The sequence below is a fragment of the Atlantibacter sp. RC6 genome, from assembly GCF_014193285.1.
GTDB lineage: Bacteria > Pseudomonadota > Gammaproteobacteria > Enterobacterales > Enterobacteriaceae > Atlantibacter.
Map to the genome: position 1 here is coordinate 1 of NZ_JACHZE010000011.1, position 19,881 is coordinate 19,881.

Annotated in this window: 17 protein-coding genes and 1 rRNA gene; 8 read left to right on the plus strand and 10 right to left on the minus strand. The window is 52.6% G+C overall.

The features are described 5' to 3' along the window. A 5S ribosomal RNA gene (gene rrf, locus FHW74_RS19335) occupies window positions 1-86 on the plus strand; the annotation flags it as partial. Between the two features lie 98 nt (window positions 87-184). Here rrf and mobB read toward each other — a convergent pair. After that, window positions 185-691 (minus strand): molybdopterin-guanine dinucleotide biosynthesis protein MobB, encoded by a 507-nt coding sequence (gene mobB, locus FHW74_RS19340; protein ID WP_183172099.1) that lies wholly within the window; start codon window positions 689-691, stop codon window positions 185-187. Beyond that, window positions 691-1,263 carry a molybdenum cofactor guanylyltransferase MobA gene (gene mobA / locus FHW74_RS19345; protein ID WP_183171975.1) on the minus strand — a complete coding sequence of 191 codons (573 nt, stop codon included), beginning with the start codon at window positions 1,261-1,263 and terminating at the stop codon, window positions 691-693. Before mobA ends, mobB begins: the two co-directional genes overlap by 1 nt. Window positions 1,264-1,330: 67 nt before the next feature. Between mobA and FHW74_RS19350 the strand changes: the two genes are divergently transcribed. From FHW74_RS19350 to dsbA, 3 genes are all read left to right on the plus strand, one after another. Beyond that, window positions 1,331-1,600 (plus strand): YihD family protein, encoded by a 270-nt coding sequence (locus FHW74_RS19350; protein ID WP_183171976.1) that lies wholly within the window; start codon window positions 1,331-1,333, stop codon window positions 1,598-1,600. A 75-nt stretch (window positions 1,601-1,675) separates the two neighbouring features. Beyond that, window positions 1,676-2,662: a serine/threonine protein kinase gene (locus FHW74_RS19355; protein ID WP_183171977.1), complete on the plus strand. Its 987-nt coding sequence runs from the start codon at window positions 1,676-1,678 to the stop codon at window positions 2,660-2,662. A gap of 26 nt (window positions 2,663-2,688) precedes the next feature. Next, window positions 2,689-3,312 (plus strand): thiol:disulfide interchange protein DsbA, encoded by a 624-nt coding sequence (gene dsbA, locus FHW74_RS19360; protein WP_183171978.1) that lies wholly within the window; start codon window positions 2,689-2,691, stop codon window positions 3,310-3,312. Window positions 3,313-3,332: 20 nt separating this feature from the next. On the opposite strand, the gene FHW74_RS19365 is transcribed toward dsbA, so the two are convergent. After that, window positions 3,333-4,256, minus strand: a complete 924-nt coding sequence (locus FHW74_RS19365) for an acyltransferase (RefSeq protein ID WP_255459950.1) — start codon at window positions 4,254-4,256, stop codon at window positions 3,333-3,335. 424 nt (window positions 4,257-4,680) lie between these two features. Between FHW74_RS19365 and polA the strand changes: the two genes are divergently transcribed. After that, a complete protein-coding gene (gene polA, locus FHW74_RS19370) occupies window positions 4,681-7,467 on the plus strand; it encodes a DNA polymerase I (RefSeq protein ID WP_183171980.1) in 2,787 nt (928 codons plus the stop codon). Between the two features lie 302 nt (window positions 7,468-7,769). Here polA and yihA read toward each other — a convergent pair whose 3' ends face one another. Next, the gene (gene yihA / locus FHW74_RS19375) at window positions 7,770-8,405 is read right to left on the minus strand and encodes a ribosome biogenesis GTP-binding protein YihA/YsxC (protein WP_125295049.1); all 636 of its coding nucleotides are present in this window, start codon (window positions 8,403-8,405) and stop codon (window positions 7,770-7,772) included. Window positions 8,406-9,027: 622 nt separating this feature from the next. On the opposite strand from yihA, the gene yihI reads away from it, so the two are divergent. Both yihI and hemN read left to right on the plus strand, forming a co-directional pair. Continuing rightward, window positions 9,028-9,534, plus strand: a complete 507-nt coding sequence (gene yihI, locus FHW74_RS19380; RefSeq protein WP_183171981.1) for a Der GTPase-activating protein YihI — start codon at window positions 9,028-9,030, stop codon at window positions 9,532-9,534. 186 nt (window positions 9,535-9,720) lie between these two features. Further along, on the plus strand, window positions 9,721-11,094 hold the full coding sequence (gene hemN, locus FHW74_RS19385) for an oxygen-independent coproporphyrinogen III oxidase (RefSeq protein ID WP_183171982.1): 1,374 nt from the start codon (window positions 9,721-9,723) through the stop codon (window positions 11,092-11,094). A gap of 36 nt (window positions 11,095-11,130) precedes the next feature. On the opposite strand, the gene FHW74_RS19390 is transcribed toward hemN, so the two are convergent. The 4 genes from FHW74_RS19390 to glnA all read right to left on the minus strand — a co-directional run bounded on the left by FHW74_RS19390 (window position 11,131) and on the right by glnA (window position 15,432). Next, window positions 11,131-11,253 (minus strand): YshB family small membrane protein, encoded by a 123-nt coding sequence (locus FHW74_RS19390; protein WP_183171983.1) that lies wholly within the window; start codon window positions 11,251-11,253, stop codon window positions 11,131-11,133. Between the two features lie 111 nt (window positions 11,254-11,364). Beyond that, complete coding sequence (gene glnG / locus FHW74_RS19395) at window positions 11,365-12,774, minus strand: nitrogen regulation protein NR(I) (RefSeq protein WP_125295046.1); 1,410 nt, start codon at window positions 12,772-12,774, stop codon at window positions 11,365-11,367. Between the two features lie 56 nt (window positions 12,775-12,830). Further along, on the minus strand, window positions 12,831-13,880 hold the full coding sequence (gene glnL / locus FHW74_RS19400) for a nitrogen regulation protein NR(II) (protein WP_183171984.1): 1,050 nt from the start codon (window positions 13,878-13,880) through the stop codon (window positions 12,831-12,833). A gap of 142 nt (window positions 13,881-14,022) precedes the next feature. Continuing rightward, window positions 14,023-15,432, minus strand: a complete 1,410-nt coding sequence (gene glnA, locus FHW74_RS19405) for a glutamate--ammonia ligase (RefSeq protein WP_183171985.1) — start codon at window positions 15,430-15,432, stop codon at window positions 14,023-14,025. A gap of 368 nt (window positions 15,433-15,800) precedes the next feature. Between glnA and typA the strand changes: the two genes are divergently transcribed. Beyond that, on the plus strand, window positions 15,801-17,624 hold the full coding sequence (gene typA / locus FHW74_RS19410) for a ribosome-dependent GTPase TypA (RefSeq protein WP_183171986.1): 1,824 nt from the start codon (window positions 15,801-15,803) through the stop codon (window positions 17,622-17,624). Between the two features lie 53 nt (window positions 17,625-17,677). Here typA and ompL read toward each other — a convergent pair whose 3' ends face one another. Then, a complete protein-coding gene (gene ompL / locus FHW74_RS19415; RefSeq protein WP_183171987.1) occupies window positions 17,678-18,364 on the minus strand; it encodes a porin OmpL in 687 nt (228 codons plus the stop codon). A 77-nt stretch (window positions 18,365-18,441) separates the two neighbouring features. Further along, entirely contained in the window at window positions 18,442-19,866 is a 1,425-nt protein-coding gene (locus FHW74_RS19420; protein ID WP_183171988.1) for an MFS transporter, read from the minus strand. Window positions 19,867-19,881: the final 15 nt, after the last annotated feature.

Here is a 19,881-nt window from a genome sequence, read left to right on the forward strand (position 1 = left end):
GACCCCATGCCGAACTCAGAAGTGAAACGCCGTAGCGCCGATGGTAGTGTGGGGTCTCCCCATGCGAGAGTAGGGAACTGCCAGGCATCAAACAACGCAGAAGCCCATCCTCACGGATGGGCTTTTTGCTGTCTGCTATCCAGAAAAAACAGGCGGAATGAACATCGGCCCGCCTGACTTACCGTTACTGCTTTTTCAACCAGTCCGCAATAAAATCAGCTACTTGCTGCTCATCGTTAATATCAATAACCGGCAAACTGTGGTGCATAGTGATGTCCGTAACCAGCGCAATGACATACTCATCGCAAACCAGAGCGGCAAGGCTATGCTTCGTTCCTTCCCGGTATAGCAGCAGTTTAGGGATCGCTTCATGCTTAAAGCCTTCCACCAGAATAATATCCAGGGTGCGGTGATCCATACGGCTTGCCAGATAATGCAGATCGAGCGGCGCTTCATCCGGGGTTTCGGTCATCAGCGCCCAACGTTCTGCGCTGGCGACCAGCGTCTGATACGCACCGGCTTTGCGTAGCTCATAGCTGTCTTTACCAGGCTTATCGACGTCCATATTGTGATGGGTATGCTTAATCAGCCCGGTACGAATGCCGCGCTGGTTTAACGCGGGGATTAGCTTTTTCAGCAGCGTAGTTTTTCCGGTTCCACTCCAGCCAGTAATGCCAAGTATCGGCGTCATCATTTCATCTGCCATTGTGCGAGATCGTCAGGTGTGTTTACGTTAGCAAAGTGGTGCCCACCGTCATTAAACAACACGGCATGGCCACCGGCCTGCCTGAGGAATGCCATTACACGTCTTTCGCCGCTGGCTAAATACGCTTCCAGCAATGGTGCAATGCAGCGGTTTACCAGGCACAGCGTGGGATGATCGCGCTGTCCATCGTTAACCCAGGCAGCTGGCGCGTCATTAATGGCAGCCTGCAAACGCGAGACGACATCGGCAGGAATATTTGGCGTATCGCAGGGGCAAAACAAAAACCAATCACTTTCAACTGCCTGCATGACCGATAGCATTCCCGCCAGCGGTCCCGGAAAATCAGCCAGCGTATCAGTAATCACGTTAAAACCGCTTTGCTGATACTGGTCGATATTACGATTGGCGCTAATCACCAGGCTATCAACCTGCGGCAGCAGACGCGACGCGACAAGTCGCCATAACGGCTTGCCATTGAGCAGCACCAGGCCTTTATCCTGGCCTCCCATTCGCGTAGCCCGGCCGCCGGCCAGCACTGCACCTGTTAGTTTCGCCAAAATATCGCCTCTTTTATTGTGGGTTTGACCCTGTTAACGTGTCTTTCTCAAAGAAAGGAGCGCCATTATGAAATGCAAACGTCTTAATGAAGTTATCGAATTGCTTCAGCCAGCCTGGCAAAAAGAGCCCGACCTTAATCTGCTGCAATTTTTGCAGAAACTGGCGAAGGAGTCAGGTTTTACCGGCGATCTGGCCGATCTCAGCGATGATATTTTGATATATCACCTGAAAATGCGCGACTCCGCGCAAGACGAAGCCATTCCTGGACTAAAAAAAGATTACGAAGAGGATTTTAAAACGGCACTATTACGCGCTCGCGGCGTCATTAAAGAGTAAAAGCATGTAAGCGAAGCCAACAATACGCCGCCGGAATGATATTCTGAAGCATTAGCCGTATTTTTGGATAACGGAATGACAGATAACGCTTTTACATTCCAGACGTTACACCCGGACATCATAATGGATGCCTTATTTGAGCAGGGCATCCGTGTTGATTCCGGGCTAACGCCGTTGAACAGCTACGAAAATCGTGTTTACCAGTTTCAGGATGAAGATCGTAAACGCTATGTCGTGAAGTTCTATCGTCCGCAGCGCTGGACGACTGCGCAGATCCTCGAGGAACATGCTTTTGCGCTGGAATTATCCGCCGATGAGATCCCGCTGGCTGCGCCGTTGATACTTAACGGTACCACACTGCCTGAATATCAGGGCTATCGCTTCGCTGTTTTTCAAAGCCTTGGCGGCCGCCAGTATGAAACCGATAATCTCGATCAAATGGAATGGGTAGGGCGCTATCTGGGCCGCATCCATCAAGTTGGCCGTCGCGCGCTGTTCCAGCATCGCCCGTCGATTGGCATCAATGAATATCTTCTTGAACCGCGTACCCTGCTGGCCGCCTCGCCTCTGGTTCCCGCTGCGTTGAAAGACGACTTTTTAAGCGCGACAGATGCCCTGATCGATGCGGTCCGCGCTCGCTGGGATGAAAATATAGCCACGCTGCGGTTACATGGCGATTGCCATCCCGGTAATATTCTCTGGCGCGACGGGCCGCTGTTCGTCGATCTGGATGATGCGCGCAACGGCCCCGCCGTGCAGGATTTATGGATGCTGTTAAATGGTGATCAAGCCGAACAGCGCATGCAGCTCGAAACTATTATTGAGGCGTATGAAGAATTTAATCCTTTTAATATGAGCGAGCTGACTCTGATTGAACCGTTACGCGCGATGCGGATGGTTTATTACCTGGCGTGGTTAATTCGACGCTGGGAAGATCCTGCGTTCCCTCGTAACTTCCCCTGGCTTGAAGAGGAAGATTACTGGCGCAGGCAAACGGCAACATTTCACGAGCAGGTACGGGTTCTCAACGAACCCCCATTGCAGTTAACGCCGATGTATTAATCTGTCTATTCAGGAGAGAGTTGAAGATGAAAAAAGTATTACTGGCGCTGGCGGGGATGATTCTGGCTTTTAGCGCATCAGCGGCCCAAATCACCGACGGTAAACAGTACACTACGCTCGAAAAACCCGTCGCCGGCGAACCGCAAGTGCTTGAGTTTTTCTCATTCTATTGCCCGCACTGCTACCAGTTTGAAGAAGTGATCCACGTTTCCGATAACGTGAAAAAGAAACTGCCGGAAGGCACCAAAATGACCAAGTACCACGTCGAATTCCTGGGACCGTTAGGTAAAGACCTGACCCAGGCATGGGCGGTCGCAATGGCGTTGGGCGTGGAAGATAAAATTACTGCGCCGATGTTTGACGCCGTTCAGAAAACCCAAACCGTACAGACCGTTGCCGACATCCGTAAAGTCTTTATCGATGCCGGCGTAAAAGGGGAAGAGTACGATGCCGCGTGGAACAGCTTCGTGGTGAAATCTCTGGTCGCTCAGCAGGAAAAAGCGGCAGCCGATCTCCAGTTGCGTGGCGTACCGGCAATGTTTGTTAACGGCAAATATCAGCTGAACCCGCAGGGTATGGATACCAGCAACATGGACGCATTTGTTCAGCAATATGCGGATACCGTGAAATTCCTGGTCGAAAAGAAATAATACGCCAATGAAAAAGCCGGTCACTGACCGGCTTTTTTGTATTGCTGTTTTATCTCTTCAAGCTGATTGTCTTTCTCGCTCCAGAGCGCATTAAGCCAGAGCTGGAATTGCCGTTTGAAGTTTTTATCGTTGACATAATCACCGTGTAATTCATCCGCCACCGGTAATAAATCGATTCTCACCACAATACGCGTCAGTTTACCGCTCAGCATATCGTAAAAGGGCGTTTTATTATTTTCCGGATAACACAGCGTGACGTTAAGCATCTTGTCGAATTGCGAGCCCAGAACATTAAGCGCCATGGCAATACCCGCTGCTTTTGGCGGCAGCAAATGCTTAAAGGGTGAGCGCACTTGCTGGCTTTTTGCTTCAGTAAAACGTGAACCCTCAACGAAATTGACGATGGTTGTCGGATGATGGCGGAACTTTTCACAGGAACGGCGGGTGGTTTCTACGTCTTTGCCGCGCCGTTCTGGATGACGCAGTAAATAGCTGCGGGAATAGCGGCGCATAAACGGCATATCCAGCGCCCAGCAAGCCAAACCAATAAACGGGATCCAGGCAAGCTGCTGCTTAAGGAAATATTTGTTCATCGGGATGTGTTTGCGGAACAGAACACACAGCACCACAATATCGGCCCAGCTGTAATGATTGCAAATGAGCAGATACCAGTTTTTTTTGTTGAGGCCTTCCAGCCCCTCAATGTCCCATTTTAAATGCGGATTCAGTTTTAACAGTGCGGCCAGACCTTCGCACCAACAAAACATCATAAAATTGCAGAAAGCGGAGATTGTTCGCCAGACTGGGGGAAATGGCACTAATAGCTTTACCATCCCCGCGAGGATGATCGGCACAGAGCAGAAAATCGTTACTAAAATAGTCAGCGCGATACTTAAAAACAGCGTTATCGCAGCAATCAATCTCGACATAATGATTATATTCATGCAGTTATCGGAAACGGTGCGCTGAAAATGCGCACAAGCGGAGGATTTTATCAGAAATCCCGGTTTGATGACGAACCGAAACGTTACGGTATTTGAATTTACGTAAAGCGCCGGATTTATCAGCGATTTAACAACGTTTGCGATATTTTATATCCACAATAATCAAACGATCGAGAGGGAAATATCTTAGATCAATGATTTACCATAATTGTATGATATGACTGAATTTTTCTATTTATCCGATCGTGATTTTTATATATGCATTTATTCTAAAAACTTTTGCCCACACAGTTATCCACAGGTTGATCCTGCGAGAGAGCTCGAAGATCGTTAATTCTTTCATGCATATTGGTCTGAAAAATTCATATTTCTTTTCCAGCTATGGCATCCTTTAGGGATAACTTAAACATCAGGCACGGACATTATGGTTCAGATCCCAGAAAATCCTCTTATCCTCGTTGATGGCTCTTCTTACCTGTATCGGGCCTATCACGCCTTCCCGCCGCTCACCAACAGCGCAGGCGAGCCGACCGGGGCCATGTACGGCGTACTTAATATGCTGCGTAGCCTGTTAATGCAGTATCAACCGACTCACGCAGCGGTGGTTTTTGACGCCAAAGGCAAAACCTTTCGTGATGAGCTGTTCGAACATTACAAATCACATCGTCCGCCGATGCCTGACGATCTTCGTGCGCAGATAGAGCCGCTGCATGCCATGGTCAAGGCCATGGGCCTGCCGCTACTGGCGGTCTCCGGCGTAGAGGCGGATGACGTTATCGGCACTCTGGCGCGTGAAGCGGAAAAAGCGGGCCGTCCGGTGCTGATCAGCACTGGCGATAAAGACATGGCTCAGCTGGTGACTCCGGGCATTACGCTGATTAACACCATGACCAATACTATTCTCGGTCCGGAAGAAGTGGTCACTAAATACGGCGTGCCGCCGGAGTTGATTATCGATTTCCTGGCGTTGATGGGCGATTCCTCGGATAACATTCCGGGCGTGCCTGGCGTGGGCGAGAAAACCGCGCAGGGCCTGCTGCAAGGCCTGGGTGGTCTGGGTACGCTGTTTGCCGAACCGGAAAAAATCGCTGGCCTGAGTTTCCGGGGCGCCAAAACCATGGCCGCTAAGCTTGCCGAACATAAAGAGGTGGCATACCTCTCCTATCAGCTTGCCACGATCAAAACCGATGTGGAGCTTGAACTGACATGCGATCAGCTTGAAGTGAAACAGCCGGTCGTTGACGTGCTGGTCGATCTGTTCAAGAAGTATGAATTTAAGCGCTGGACCGCAGATGTCGAAGCCGGTAAATGGCTGCAAGCGAAGGGCGCGAAACCAGCGGCGAAACCGCTGGAAACCATCGTGATCAACGAAGAGCCTGACGAACCGGTTGCGGCGCTCTCTTATGATAACTATGTCACCATTCTGGATGAGAAAACGCTCACCGAGTGGATTGCCCGTCTTGAAAAAACGCCGGTCTTTGCCTTCGATACCGAAACGGACAGTCTGGACAACCACTCCGCGCGGCTGGTGGGCTTCTCGTTCGCCACCGAACCGGGTATCGCGGCCTATGTGCCGGTGGCGCACGATTATATTGATGCCCCGGAACAGTTGACCTGTGAACGCGTACTGGAATTACTTAAGCCTCTGCTTGAAAGCGAAAGCGCCCGTAAAGTTGGGCAAAACCTCAAATACGATCGCGGCGTGTTGCAGAATTACGGTATTGAACTGCGTGGTATCGCCTTCGACACCATGCTGGAGTCGTATATTCTCGATAGCGTAGCGGGCCGTCATGATATGGATAGCCTGGCCGATCGCTGGCTGAAGCATAAAACCATCACGTTTGAACAGATTGCCGGTAAAGGCAAAAACCAGCTGACGTTTAACCAGATCGCGCTGGAAGAGGCGGGGCGCTATGCCGCCGAAGATGCAGACGTCACGCTGCAACTGCATCTCAAAATGTGGGCGAAGCTGGAGAAAGAAAAGGGGCCGCGCCACGTTTTCGAAACCATCGAAATGCCGCTGGTGCCAGTGCTGTCGCGCGTTGAGCGTAACGGCGTGAAAATCGATCCGGCTGTGTTGCACCGTCATTCTGAAGAATTGACGCTACGCCTGGCTGAGCTGGAGCAAAAAGCCCATGATATCGCCGGTGAGCCGTTCAATCTCTCGTCCACTAAACAGCTGCAAACCATTCTGTTTGAAAAGCAGGGCATCAAGCCGCTGAAGAAAACGCCTGGCGGCGCGCCATCTACGTCGGAAGAGGTGCTGGAAGAGCTGGCGCTGGATTACCCGCTGCCGAAAGTGATTCTGCAATATCGCGGGCTGGCTAAACTTAAATCCACCTACACCGATAAACTGCCGCTGATGATTAACCCGAAAACCGGGCGCGTGCATACCTCTTATCATCAGGCGGTCGCAGCCACCGGGCGGCTCTCCTCCACCGATCCGAACCTGCAGAACATTCCGGTGCGCAATGAAGAAGGGCGCCGAATTCGCCAGGCGTTTATTGCGCCGGAAGACTATGTGATCGTTTCTGCGGACTACTCGCAAATCGAACTGCGTATTATGGCGCACCTGTCCCGCGATAAAGGCTTACTGAGCGCCTTTGCCGAAGGCAAGGATATTCACCGCGCCACGGCGGCGGAAGTGTTTGGTTTGCCGCTGGAAAGCGTCTCCGGGGAACAGCGCCGCAGCGCCAAAGCGATCAACTTTGGGTTGATCTACGGCATGAGCGCCTTTGGTCTGTCGCGCCAGCTCAATATCCCGCGCAAAGAATCACAAAAGTATATGGACCTTTACTTCGAGCGCTACCCCGGCGTGCGCGAGTATATGGAGCGTACCCGCCAGCAGGCGAAAGAGCAGGGCTATGTTGAAACGCTGGATGGCCGCCGCCTGTATCTCCCGGATATCAAATCCAGCAACGCGGCTCGCCGCGCCGGTGCCGAGCGTGCGGCGATCAACGCGCCAATGCAGGGCACCGCCGCAGACATCATCAAACGCGCCATGATCGCCGTAGACGCCTGGCTGGAGAAAGAGCAGCCGCGCGTCAAACTGATCATGCAGGTACACGATGAACTGGTGTTTGAAGTGCACAAAGATGATGTGGAAGCCGTGTCAGAGAAGATCCATGAGCTTATGGAAAACAGTATGAAACTGGATGTGCCGTTGCTGGTGGAAGTGGGTAGCGGTGAAAACTGGGATCAGGCTCACTGATAAATGCGCCACAAAGTCATTTTTCTGTAACTTAGCAACATAACTTATCGCTTTTTGTGATGACGCTTTGAATTCAGAATGTAAAGATTGAAAAAAAATTACAAAAATACTTTGTAGCGTGGAAAAAAGGTAGTAGAGTTAAACGCGTAGGGTACAGAGGTAAGATGTTCTATCTTTCAGACCTTTTACTTCACGTAATCGGATTTGGCTGAATATTTAGCCGCCCCAGTCATCTAATGACTGGGGCGTTTTTTATTGCCCAAAGAAAAGTTTCGAGGGTACGGGATGTCCCGTACGCCTGCTTATTCTTCGGCCTGCGAGTCTTCCGTCACCGGCGTGAGGTCGCTAAACCAACTGTCCAGTTTCTGACGCAGCTTATCAACGCCCAGTTTCTTCAGGGACGAAAACGCTTCAACCTGCACATCGCCGTTAAAAGCGATAACCGCTTCACGCACCATATTAAGCTGCGCTTTACGCGCGCCGCTGGCCAGCTTGTCGGCTTTGGTTAGCAGCACCAGCACCGGGATTTGGCTCTCCACCGCCCAGTGAATCATCTGCTGATCGAGATCCTTCAACGGATGGCGGATATCCATCAGCACCACCAGGCCCTGCAAGCACTGACGCGCCTGCAAATATTCCCCCAGCGCGCGCTGCCATTTTAGCTTCATCTCTTCCGGGACTTCGGCATAACCGTAGCCGGGAAGGTCTACCAGGCGTTTGCCTTCCGCCACCTGAAACAGGTTGATCAACTGCGTACGGCCAGGGGTTTTACTGGTTCTGGCCAGGCTTTTTTGATTGGTTAAGGTATTAAGCGCACTTGATTTCCCTGCGTTCGAGCGGCCCGCGAAAGCCACTTCAATGCCGGTATCGGAAGGCAAGTGGCGAATATCAGGCGCACTGGTCACAAAATGCGTCTGTTGATAGTTCCAGTTAGTCAAAGGTCGTCTCCATCAGGACAAGCGATGAAGGGATTATACCTGAACCCCTGCGAAAGGCGGGGTTCTTAAATCCAGGCTTACATGATATTCCCGATGCGTTGTAAGAGATTGCCGATTTAAACCCTGGAAAAAACAGGTAAATGCTTTACATGCATTTAAAATAAATATTTATAAATCATGGGGATATTTTAATAAGACCACTCTTAAAAATGGTAGATTGCTGCGGCTACGGCTTGTCTGATTATTCTAAAAAGGTAAAGTAGTCACCGCGGGCCAGGATGACCCCGGAATAAGGTTCAGGAACGTCAGGGCGACGAAGAACAGGATACGGCTGGAGAGCCAGCGTCATGAGACGCCACAAGGAAAAGGACACACACGGAGCGTTGTTTGCTAAAGGAAAAACAGGGTGGTTGGTAGCAAGCCAGGACGAGCGCAAAGTTAAGAGAAAAGGCGACAGCAAAACTGTCGCCTTTTCTCTTTTCTGCCTTTCTGATAGATTCCGCCGCAATTCTCATCATCATAAATAAACCGTCTCTCACATATCGATTAATTACCCATAATGTAAGAAGCGGCTTGAAGTATGATGTCATTATTCTCGTAAATGGCTTAAGACGACCCTGATATGAAGCAACCAACCTCCAAACGCCCTGCGAAAGCGCGTCGTAAAACACGCGAAGAGCTGAACCAGGAAGGGCGTGAACGCAAGCGCCAGAAAAAACACAGCGGCCACGCGCCAGGCAGTCGCGCATCCGGCGTTGCGGCAGAAGCGAAAAACGCCCGCAGCAGCCAGAAAAAAGATCCGCGCATCGGCAGCAAAACCCCCATTCCGTTGGGCGTGACAGAAGCGCCTGTAACCCGGCAGCAAAAACCGAAGAGTGAGAAGAAACCTATGCTTTCACCGCAGGCCGAACTGGATATGCTGGAAAACGACGAGCGTCTGGATGGATTGCTGGAGCGTCTCGAAGAGGGAGAAACGCTGAGTAAAGCTGACCAGGAATGGGTCGACGCGAAACTGGATCGTATCGATGAGCTGATGCAGCAGCTTGGTCTCTCCTGGGATGATGAAGACGAGGAAGAAGACGAAAACCGCGGCGACGATTTGATGCGTCTGCTCAAGGGCGGCAACTGATCGGCGCGCTATGGGCCTGCCCGTCCTGATCGTTGTCCTGCCAATAGTATGTTATCTGGTGTGGTTATTCGTTAAACTACAGCGGTTGTCGCGCCGTCAAAAGCGGTTGCGCAACCGGCTCATCGCCCGTGGTGCTGGTGGGTCCGTGCAGCGTACCCGCCAAAGACATCATCGGAAGGAGTGAGCATGTCTGTGCAGTTGATCGACTGGGATCTGGCCCTTATCCAGAAATATAACTATTCCGGGCCGCGATATACCTCTTATCCTACCGCGCTTGAATTTTCCGACCAGTACGGCGAAAGCCAGTTCCGCCAGGCGGTGGCGCGCTATCCCGATCGCCCACTGTCGTTGTACGTGCATATCCCGTTCTGCCATAAGCTCTGCTATTTCTGCGGCTGCAATAAAATCGTCACCCGCCAGCAGCACAAAGCCGATCAGTATCTGGATGCGCTGGAGCAGGAGATCCTGCACCGCGCACCGTTGTTTGCGGGCCGCACCGTTAAGCAGCTGCACTGGGGCGGCGGCACGCCCACATACCTGAACAAAGCGCAAATCAGCCGTTTGATGAATTTGCTGCGCGGCGCATTCAACTTCAACAGCGAGATGGAAATTTCCATCGAAGTTGACCCGCGTGAAATTGAGCTGGATGTGCTCGACCACCTGCGCGCCGAAGGTTTTAACCGTCTCAGTATGGGCGTGCAGGATTTCAACAAAGAAGTGCAGCGTCTGGTAAACCGCGAGCAGGACGAAGAGTTTATCTTCGCGTTGCTGAACCATGCGCGGGAAATCGGCTTTACCTCAACCAATATCGACCTGATTTACGGCCTGCCGAAACAGACGCCGGAAAGCTTCGCTTATACGCTACAGCGGGTGGCGGAACTCAACCCGGATCGCCTGAGCGTATTCAACTACGCGCACCTGCCGACGCTGTTTGCCGCCCAGCGTAAAATCAAAGATGCCGATTTACCTACGGCCCAGCAGAAGCTGGATATTCTGCAGCAAACCATCGGATCGCTGATGCAGACCGGCTATCAGTTTATCGGCATGGACCACTTTGCCCGCCCGGATGACGAACTGGCGATCGCCCAGCGCGAAGGCGTACTGCACCGTAATTTCCAGGGCTATACCACTCAGGGCGATACCGATCTGCTTGGCCTTGGCGTGTCGGCGATCAGTATGATTGGCGACAGCTATGCGCAGAACTACAAAGAGCTGAAGCAGTATTATCAGTATGTCGACGAGCGCGGCGACGCCCTGTGGCGCGGCCTGTCGCTCACTCGCGATGACTGCATCCGCCGTGACGTTATCAAAGCGCTGATCTGTAACTTCCGTCTCGATTTTTCCGCGGTTGAGCAGCAGTGGCAGCTGAATTTTGCCGACTACTTCGCTGAGGATATGAATCTGTTAGCGCCGCTGGCGAAAGATGGGCTGGTGGATATTGACGAGCAAGGCATTCAGGTAACGCCAAAAGGCCGCTTGCTGATCCGCAACATCTGTATGTGTTTTGACGTGTATCTGCGCCAGAAAGCGCGAATGCAGCAGTTCTCACGCGTTATCTAAAACCATCCCCTCACCGGCCTGGATGAGGGGATGGTCTCAACTAAACAGCCCAAGCAGTGCCGCACAGAGTACAGCCGCGACGGCGGTGTGCGGCGTCTGGCTTGCCGCTGCGCCCACTTCTGCGCTGCTCGACACAAAATGAATGAATGATTCCAGCATGATTTTTCCCTCGCGTGAACGCGCGTGATCATACTGAAGTTGTTAATACAGTAAAGTACAAAATTGCAGCAGTTTGCGCTAAACGGTCCATATTTACACAGCGGCAAACCGCTACTCCATACCCAGTTCTTTCAGCTTACGCGTCAGGGTGTTGCGGCCCCAGCCTAACAGTCGTGCCGCTTCCTGTTTATGGCCCTGAGTGTGGCGTAATGCTGTGGTTAACAGCGTGCGTTCCATTTCGGGTTGCGCTTCAGAAAGCAGGTTTTGATGACCGGAACGCAGCGCGCGATCCGCCCACTGCGCCAGCAGCGTCGCCCAGCTGTCCGGCAGCGTCTGGCTCGGGCTGTCGGGCACCGTGGTTTCGAACAGTTCGCCCGGTAAATCCTGAATCAACACTTCCTGGCCGGCGGCCATTACTGTCAGCCACCGGCAGGTGTTTTCCAACTGGCGCACGTTGCCCGGCCAGGCGAGGCGCGTCAGCGCCGCTTCGGTCTCCGGGTGCAGTAGCTTGGCTTCTACCCCCAACTCCCGCGCGGCGACCTGTAAAAAGTGGCGCGCCAGGCGCGGAATATCCTCCCGGCGCTCGCGCAGCGGCGGCAAATGGACGCGGATAACGTTCAGACGATGGAACAAATCCTCACGGAATTTGCCTTCCTGAACCCGCAGCTCCAGATTCTGGTGGGTGGCGGCGATGATCCGCACGTCCACCTTCACCGGGGCATATCCACCGACACGGTAAAACTGCCCGTCCGCCAGCACACGCAATAAACGAGTCTGAACGTCCAACGGCATATCGCCGATTTCATCAAGAAACAGCGTGCCGCCGTCGGCCTGTTCAAACCGCCCCTGGCGAATTTGATTCGCGCCGGTAAATGCGCCTTTCTCATGGCCAAACAGCTCAGACTCAATCAGGTCTTTGGGGATTGCCGCCATATTCAGCGCGATAAACGGGGATTTCGCGCGCGGGCTATGGCGATGCAGCGCATGGGCCACCAGCTCTTTACCGGTGCCCGATTCGCCGTTGATCAGCACGCTGATTGACGAACGCGACAACCGGCCAATAATACGGAACACGTCCTGCATCGCCGGGGCTTCACCGATGATATCGGTGGTCGGCCCGCTGACCGGCGCATTGCGCGGCTGCTGCTGTTCCTGATAGTGGCTGATCGCGCGTTCAACCAGCGCTACCGCTTCGTCGATATCAAACGGCTTAGGTAGATAATCGAACGCCCCTTGCTGATAGGCGCTCACGGCGGCATCCAGGTCGGAATGCGCGGTCATTATGATGACCGGAAGCATGGGATGGCGCTGTTTGATTTGCTTAAGCAACGCCAGCCCATCCATGCCTGGCATGCGGATATCTGATAACAGCACGTCCGGGGTTTTAGTGGTCAACGCATCGAGCACCTCGTTCCCGCTTTCAAATGTCGTGCAGTGCAATCCGGCGCCGGTGAGCGCTCGCTCCAGCACCCAGCGGATGGAGCTATCGTCATCAACGATCCAGACTATCCCTCGTTGCATAAACACCTCGATATACGCGTTATCGTTCCGTCCTGGTAACCTGAACGACGCGGCGGCTATTTTCTAATGGGAAGGTAAACCGAAAATTCGGTATGACCCGGCCAACTGGTAAATTCGATTTTTCCCGAATGCTGATCGATCAGATTGCGGGCGATAGACAGCCCCAACCCGGTGCCGCCTTCGCGACCGCTGACCATCGGGTAAAACAGCGTGTCCTGCAAATGGGCCGGAATACCCGGGCCGTTGTCTTCCACATCAATCCGCGCCGCCAGCCGGTAGCGCACGCCATGCAGCGTCAGCTGGAATGCCGTGCGGGTTCGCAGCGTGATTTCTCCGCCCTCACTCCCCAGCGCCTGTAGCGCGTTACGCACAATATTCAGCAGCACCTGTTCGATTTGATCGGGGTCGTGTGCCAGTTCCGGCAGGCTGGGGTCGTAATCACGAATTAACGTGACGTTCTCGGGCAACTCCATCGACACCAGCTTCACCACGCGCTCCGCCACTTTATGGATGCTTTCCGTCACATGCATCCCCGGCTGTTGCGGGCCAAGCAGCCTGTCGACCAGATTACGCAGCCGGTCGGCTTGCTCAATAATGACTTTGGTGTACTCCGTCAGCGACGGATCGGGTAGCGCTTTACTCAACAATTGCGCAGCGCCGCGCAAACCGCCGAGCGGATTTTTAATTTCATGCGCCAGGCCGCGCACTAAATCACGCGCGGCTATCTGTTGGGCGTGCTGCAACTGTTCCTGGCTCAAGCGGCGTTGGTTATCCATCGGCGCCATTTCCAGCAGGATCAGCGTATCCGGCAAGCGCTGGGCGGTCAGGGAAAGAATGTGCGAACGCCCGTCGATCACCAGCGTCACTTCGTTATCGGTAAAACCCTGGCCTGCGTTGAGGCTCTCCTGCATCAGCGCGATATTGAGCGAAAAATAGCTCAGCAGTTCCGGCAACGGTGTGCCGTACAGTTTGCGTGAGCTTTGGGCGAGCAACTGCTGGGCGGCAGGGTTGGCGTAATGGACCGCCAGCTCGTCATCCACCAGCAAAATGCTGTTAATCAAAGAATTGAGGATCTGCCCAGCATCGGGCAGCATGCCTGTTGCCATTTAGCAGTCTCCGGAAATTTGCACCAATTTAGTGCAGTATAGCGTTAGACAGGCGAAAAGCCTCTAAAATCAGCTTATTGGTGGAGAAAAAAGCCCATCCGGAGATGGGCTAAAATTCCACGGCAACATTAACGACTACAAATTAAACGCTGTAGTACAGCTCAAACTCTACCGGGTGCGGAGTCATGCGCACGCGGTCGTTTTCTTCACGACGCAGGGCAATGTAGGCATCGATAGCTTCGTCAGTGAATACACCGCCGGCAGTCAGGAACTCGCGGTCCAGATCCAGCTCGTTCAGTGCTTCTTCCAGAGAGCCTGCAACCTGCGGGATTTCTTTCGCTTCTTCCGGCGGCAGGTCATACAGGTTTTTATCCATGGCTTCGCCCGGATGGATTTTGTTCTTGATACCGTCAAGGCCAGCCATCAGCAGCGCAGCGAAGCACAGGTACGGGTTAGCAGCCGGGTCCGGGAAACGCACTTCGATACGACGCGCTTTCGGAGACGCGACCACCGGAATACGGATGGAGGCGGAACGGTTACGGGCAGAGTAGGCCAGCATAACCGGCGCTTCGTAACCCGGGACCAGACGCTTGTAGGAGTTGGTGGTCGGGTTAGACAGGGCGTTGATCGCTTTAGCGTGTTTGATTACGCCGCCGATGTAGAACAGCGCCTGCTCAGACAGACCCGCGTATTTGTCGCCAGAGAACAGGTTGGTGCCGTTCTTGGACAGGGACATGTGGCAGTGCATACCGGAACCGTTATCGCCGAACATCGGTTTTGGCATAAAGGTCGCGGTTTTGCCGAAGCGGTGCGCCACGTTGTGCACCACATATTTGTAGATCTGAATTTCGTCTGCTTTTTTAGTCATGGTATTGAAGCGAGTAGCCACTTCGTTCTGACCAGCAGTCGCCACTTCGTGGTGGTGCGCTTCAACAACCAGGCCCATTTCTTCCATGGTCAGACACATAACAGAACGGATGTCCTGTGCAGAGTCGACTGGCGGAACCGGGAAATAACCGCCTTTCACGCCCGGACGGTGGCCTTTGTTGCCGCCTTCGTATTTGGTGGAGGAGTTCCATGCGCCTTCGATATCGTCGATAGCCACATGAGAACCCGAAATGGTGCTGCCGAAACGGATGTCATCAAACAGGAAGAATTCCGGCTCTGGCCCGAACAGCACGGTATCCGCGATACCGGTGGAGCGCAGGTACTCTTCAGCGCGCTTAGCGATGGAACGCGGGTCGCGGTCATAACCCTGCATGGTGCCCGGCTCAAGGATATCGCAACGGATAATCAGGGTCGGTTCTTCGTAGAACGGGTCCAGCACAGCGGTGGATGCGTCAGGCATCAGCACCATGTCAGATTCGTTGATGCCTTTCCAGCCACCAATCGAGGAGCCATCAAACATTTTGCCTTCTTCGAAGAAGTCAGCATTTACCTGATGGGAAGGGATTGTGACGTGCTGCTCTTTACCTTTGGTATCAGTGAAGCGCAGATCAACAAACTTCACTTCATGTTCGTTCAGCATCGTCAGAATGTGTTCGGCGGACATACTTACTCTCCCGGATTGGTCATCGTCGTCGTGGAATTGCACTGCTCAACAGTTGGTGTTTTCACCCTGATTTAGATAAAGCGAAATCTGTGCCAACTTTCAAATTACCCTAAAAAGGCGCTATTATGCGCACCATAGTGCAAAAGGGCTGCACCAGGATGGATATCTTGCACCAATATAGTGCTCATGTGTGAATAATGAGCACCGTATTGGTGCAATTTTCGTTGGGCGCTCTCTTTTTTGCTTCGTGAAACCGATCACAATCCCTTACTGTTTACATTGTTTGTAAAGGTTCTTTGTGATCCTGTTTAGTCCTTCGATTAATACGTGTACAATAACGCGCTATTTCTAATGCCTGAGGCAAAGTTGTGATCGAAAATCTGCGTAACATCGCCATCATTGCGCACGTTGACCATGGGAAAACGACCCTGGTTGACAAGCTGCTGCAGCAATCCGGTACGTTCAGCGAACGTGCTGAGACCACAGAACGTGTGATGGACTCCAACGATTTGGAGAAAGAGCGTGGGATTACCATCCTCGCTAAAAACACCGCTATCAAATGGAATGACTACCGTATCAACATCGTTGATACCCCGGGGCACGCCGACTTCGGTGGAGAAGTTGAACGTGTTATGTCCATGGTGGACTCAGTACTGCTGGTTGTGGATGCAATGGATGGCCCAATGCCGCAGACCCGCTTCGTAACCAAGAAAGCGTTTGCCCACGGTTTGAAGCCGATTGTTGTTATCAACAAAGTTGACCGTCCTGGCGCGCGTCCGGACTGGGTTGTCGATCAGGTATTCGACCTGTTCGTAAACCTCGACGCGACTGACGAGCAGCTGGACTTCCCGATTATTTATGCTTCTGCGCTGATGGGTATTGCAGGTAACGATCACACCGACATGGCGGAAGACATGACCCCGCTGTATCAGGCTATCGTCGACCACGTACCGTCTCCGAACGTTGACCTCGACGGTCCGTTCCAGATGCAGATCTCCCAGCTCGATTACAACAACTACGTTGGCGTTATCGGCATCGGTCGCATCAAGCGCGGTAAAGTGAAGCCTAACCAGCAGATCACCCTAATCGACAGCGAAGGCAAAACCCGTAACGGTAAAGTCGGTAAAGTGCTGACTCACCTTGGCCTTGAGCGTATCGACAGCGACCTGGCGGAAGCGGGCGATATCGTGGCGATCACCGGTCTGGGCGAGCTGAATATCTCCGACACGCTGTGCGACCCGCAAAACGTGGAAGCGCTGCCGGCCCTGTCTGTCGACGAGCCGACCGTGACCATGTTCTTCAACGTCAACACCTCGCCGTTCTGCGGTAAAGAAGGTAAGTTCGTGACCTCTCGTCAGATCCTTGAGCGTCTGAACAAAGAGCTGGTGCACAATGTGGCGCTGCGCGTGGAAGAAACTGAAGACTCCGATGCGTTCCGCGTATCCGGTCGTGGCGAACTGCACCTGTCGGTGCTGATCGAAAACATGCGTCGTGAAGGCTTCGAACTGGCTGTGTCCCGTCCGAAAGTTATCAACCGCGTGATTGATGGCCGCATGCAGGAACCGTTCGAAAACGTCACCCTGGATATCGAAGAGCAGCACCAGGGCGCTGTGATGCAAGCCATGGGCGAGCGTAAAGGCGACGTGAAAGACATGATCCCTGACGGCAAAGGTCGTATTCGTCTGGATTACCTGATCCCGGCGCGTGGCCTGATCGGTTTCCGTACCGAGTTCATGACCATGACCTCCGGTACTGGTCTGCTGTATTCCACCTTCAGCCATTACGACGACGTGCGTCCGGGCGAAATCGGCCAGCGTAATAACGGCGTGCTGATCTCTAACGGCCAGGGCAAAGCGGTTGCGTTTGCGCTGTTCGGTTTGCAGGATCGCGGCAAGCTGTTCCTGGGCCACGGCGCGGAAGTGTACGAAGGCCAGATTATCGGTATTCACAGCCGTTCCAACGACCTGACCGTTAACTGCCTGACCGGTAAAAAACTGACCAACATGCGCGCGTCCGGTACCGACGAAGCCACGGTCCTGGTTCCGCCGATCAAAATGTCTCTGGAGCAGGCGCTGGAGTTTATCGATGATGACGAACTGGTCGAAGTGACCCCGACGTCCATCCGTATCCGTAAACGTCACCTGACTGAGAACGATCGCCGTCGCGCCGCTCGCGGTTCGAAAGAAGACTAAGATTGTTTTGAGTGATGCCAAAAGCCGCTGAAGATTTTCAGCGGCTTTTTTGTTTAAAACGAATACCGTAACCCTAACCGTATCCGGTACTGCTCCTTGTTATACGCATTCCATCGGTCCAGCCACTGTAATTCCAGATACGGCAACCAGTGCTGATCGACTTTATACCGAAAGCCATTCGTAATTTCCCAGTGATGGTCCTTACCATTTTTGCTGTGATAATCATTCACACGCTGGAAAAAATGGGGCTCAAAAATATAGGTGAACTGATCGGTGACTTTAAAATTCCAGTAATTCGCCAGTTCATGGGTATCGTTTTTATCCATCTCGCCGTGAAGATCGGGAGTATCATAATTATTATGGTTATAACGGTAACGGAAGGTCAGGTTAAACCAGGGCGCAAACTTATAGTTAGTGTCTAAATAAACGGCCCCGCCAGAACCATCACGGCTGTCATTAATTAATCCGCCGGGCTGGAAGGTTAATTTATCGGTGGGTCTGAAGAGTGGATACCAGCCTTCTATTTCATTATAACTGTGTTTAATTTCATCCCATCTGCCGACATTATAGGCATTCGTCGCCATAATGCCTGCGCCCATATCAAAGTTATACCCCGCTCTGAGGATAACTTCGTGGAGGTCTGAGGCTGTGTTATAAGCTTCACGCGTTTCAACATACGCCCCGGCGAATACCGGGCCAGAGACCAATAACACCATCGCTGCTGTGAGTGATTTTTTCATTATTTTTCCATGTATCAAGTACAGAAAGGCCGCCCTCATGCACGCATGAAGGGAATGCAAAACGGCCAGGTTTTTAGTTATAAAGTGACAGCTGACGCTTTATTTTCTTTATTGATTTCAGGTTCAGGGGATAGGCTTTTTTTGCGTTTTCCGAGCTCCTCAATAATAAAGGCGAATCGTTGTTCATTGAGTTTATAAAACAGACCCATAGTTAATGCGGCGATAATCGCCAGGCTACAGGGCCAAAGAAAAATAAGCTGACGCAGACCCAATAGCGTTGCTTCGCTCTGGGTGATATGCGGGATATAGCCGATTTGCGTTAACATAATGCCCGGCAGGAATCCGGCCAGCGCGGCGGAAATCTTTCGCGAAAAGGTATACCCGGTATAAACCGAACCTTCGGCGCGAATCCCGGTTTTCCATTCGCCGTAATCCACGGTATCTGGCACCAGCGCCCAGTTAAGACTGTTCACAAAAGCCGTGCCGAAAAACGCCATGCAGGAAAACAGCACGAACATCAGCGAACTGCTGCCCCAGATAAAATTCAGCACATCGCCCACCGCCCACAGGATTAATCCGCTCAAATAAACCTGCTTCTTACCAAAGCGTTTTACCGCGCCCGGGACCAATAACACACCCACCAGGATACAGCCCATACTGAAAAAACCCATCCATGACAGCAGGTGGATATCGTTCAGAACGTACTGGGTGTAATAAACCTGAATGGCCAGTTTGATGTTAAAGGCCGCCAGTGTGCACAGGTTAGCGATACACAGCACCAGCAGCGGCGGATTGCGGAAGATGGCGCAAAACGATTTAAAAATGCTCGGCTTATGGTGAGCAGGTATGACTTCCACATAGCGCTCTTTTACCCCACTGTAGCACCACCAGATGCAGCATAGCCCGCCAGTGACAAACAGCATGGCCGCCACCAGATAACCTAATGACGAACTGGCAGTAAACATTGCCTGAATCGGCATAAATCCAACGGTGCAAATCAGCAACCCCACTGTAGCGCCGCCCTGCCGCCAGGCGGCGAGCTGGGCGCGCTCATTGGGATTTTTAGTGATAGCAGGTACCATCGCGCCGTAGGAACAGTTCATCAGGCTGTAGAACAGGCCGAACAGCATAAACAGCACTGTCGCCACCGCGGTTTTTACCGCCAGACCAAAACCGTTGGTCATAAACTGCGCGGTGGCCACCAGCGCAACCGGTATAGAGGCATACAGAATAAAAGGCCTGAATTTCCCCTTCGGGCCAATAGTACGGCGCGAGTCCAGCAATACGCCGGTGAGCATATCGGTGAACGCGGTAAAGAATTTCGCCACCAGAAAGATCACGCCGCCGTAAAACGCGGGCAGGCCCAGCTCATCGGTATAAAACTTCAAAAGATACAGCGTACCGATTGACAACATCAGGTTCGAGCCGACATCGCCCATTCCGTAGGCGCATTTCTCCCGCAGGCTCAGCTTTAGGGTTAACGGATCAGGGGTCGTGTTCATGTCGATCCTCGTTAT

What these genes read in the sequence shown, in the direction of transcription:
- mobB (WP_183172099.1), bottom strand. Translation starts at nt 691, where the DNA reads ATGACGCCGATACTTGGCATTACTGGCTGGAGTGGAACCGGAAAAACT.
- FHW74_RS19350 (WP_183171976.1), top strand. Translation starts at nt 1,331, where the DNA reads ATGAAATGCAAACGTCTTAATGAAGTTATCGAATTGCTTCAGCCAGCC.
- FHW74_RS19355 (WP_183171977.1), top strand. Translation starts at nt 1,676, where the DNA reads ATGACAGATAACGCTTTTACATTCCAGACGTTACACCCGGACATCATA.
- dsbA (WP_183171978.1), top strand. Translation starts at nt 2,689, where the DNA reads ATGAAAAAAGTATTACTGGCGCTGGCGGGGATGATTCTGGCTTTTAGC.
- FHW74_RS19365 (WP_255459950.1), bottom strand. Translation starts at nt 4,256, where the DNA reads ATGAATATAATCATTATGTCGAGATTGATTGCTGCGATAACGCTGTTT.
- polA (WP_183171980.1), top strand. Translation starts at nt 4,681, where the DNA reads ATGGTTCAGATCCCAGAAAATCCTCTTATCCTCGTTGATGGCTCTTCT.
- yihI (WP_183171981.1), top strand. Translation starts at nt 9,028, where the DNA reads ATGAAGCAACCAACCTCCAAACGCCCTGCGAAAGCGCGTCGTAAAACA.
- hemN (WP_183171982.1), top strand. Translation starts at nt 9,721, where the DNA reads ATGTCTGTGCAGTTGATCGACTGGGATCTGGCCCTTATCCAGAAATAT.
- FHW74_RS19390 (WP_183171983.1), bottom strand. Translation starts at nt 11,253, where the DNA reads ATGCTGGAATCATTCATTCATTTTGTGTCGAGCAGCGCAGAAGTGGGC.
- glnG (WP_125295046.1), bottom strand. Translation starts at nt 12,774, where the DNA reads ATGCAACGAGGGATAGTCTGGATCGTTGATGACGATAGCTCCATCCGC.
- glnL (WP_183171984.1), bottom strand. Translation starts at nt 13,880, where the DNA reads ATGGCAACAGGCATGCTGCCCGATGCTGGGCAGATCCTCAATTCTTTG.
- glnA (WP_183171985.1), bottom strand. Translation starts at nt 15,432, where the DNA reads ATGTCCGCCGAACACATTCTGACGATGCTGAACGAACATGAAGTGAAG.
- ompL (WP_183171987.1), bottom strand. Translation starts at nt 18,364, where the DNA reads ATGAAAAAATCACTCACAGCAGCGATGGTGTTATTGGTCTCTGGCCCG.
- FHW74_RS19420 (WP_183171988.1), bottom strand. Translation starts at nt 19,866, where the DNA reads ATGAACACGACCCCTGATCCGTTAACCCTAAAGCTGAGCCTGCGGGAG.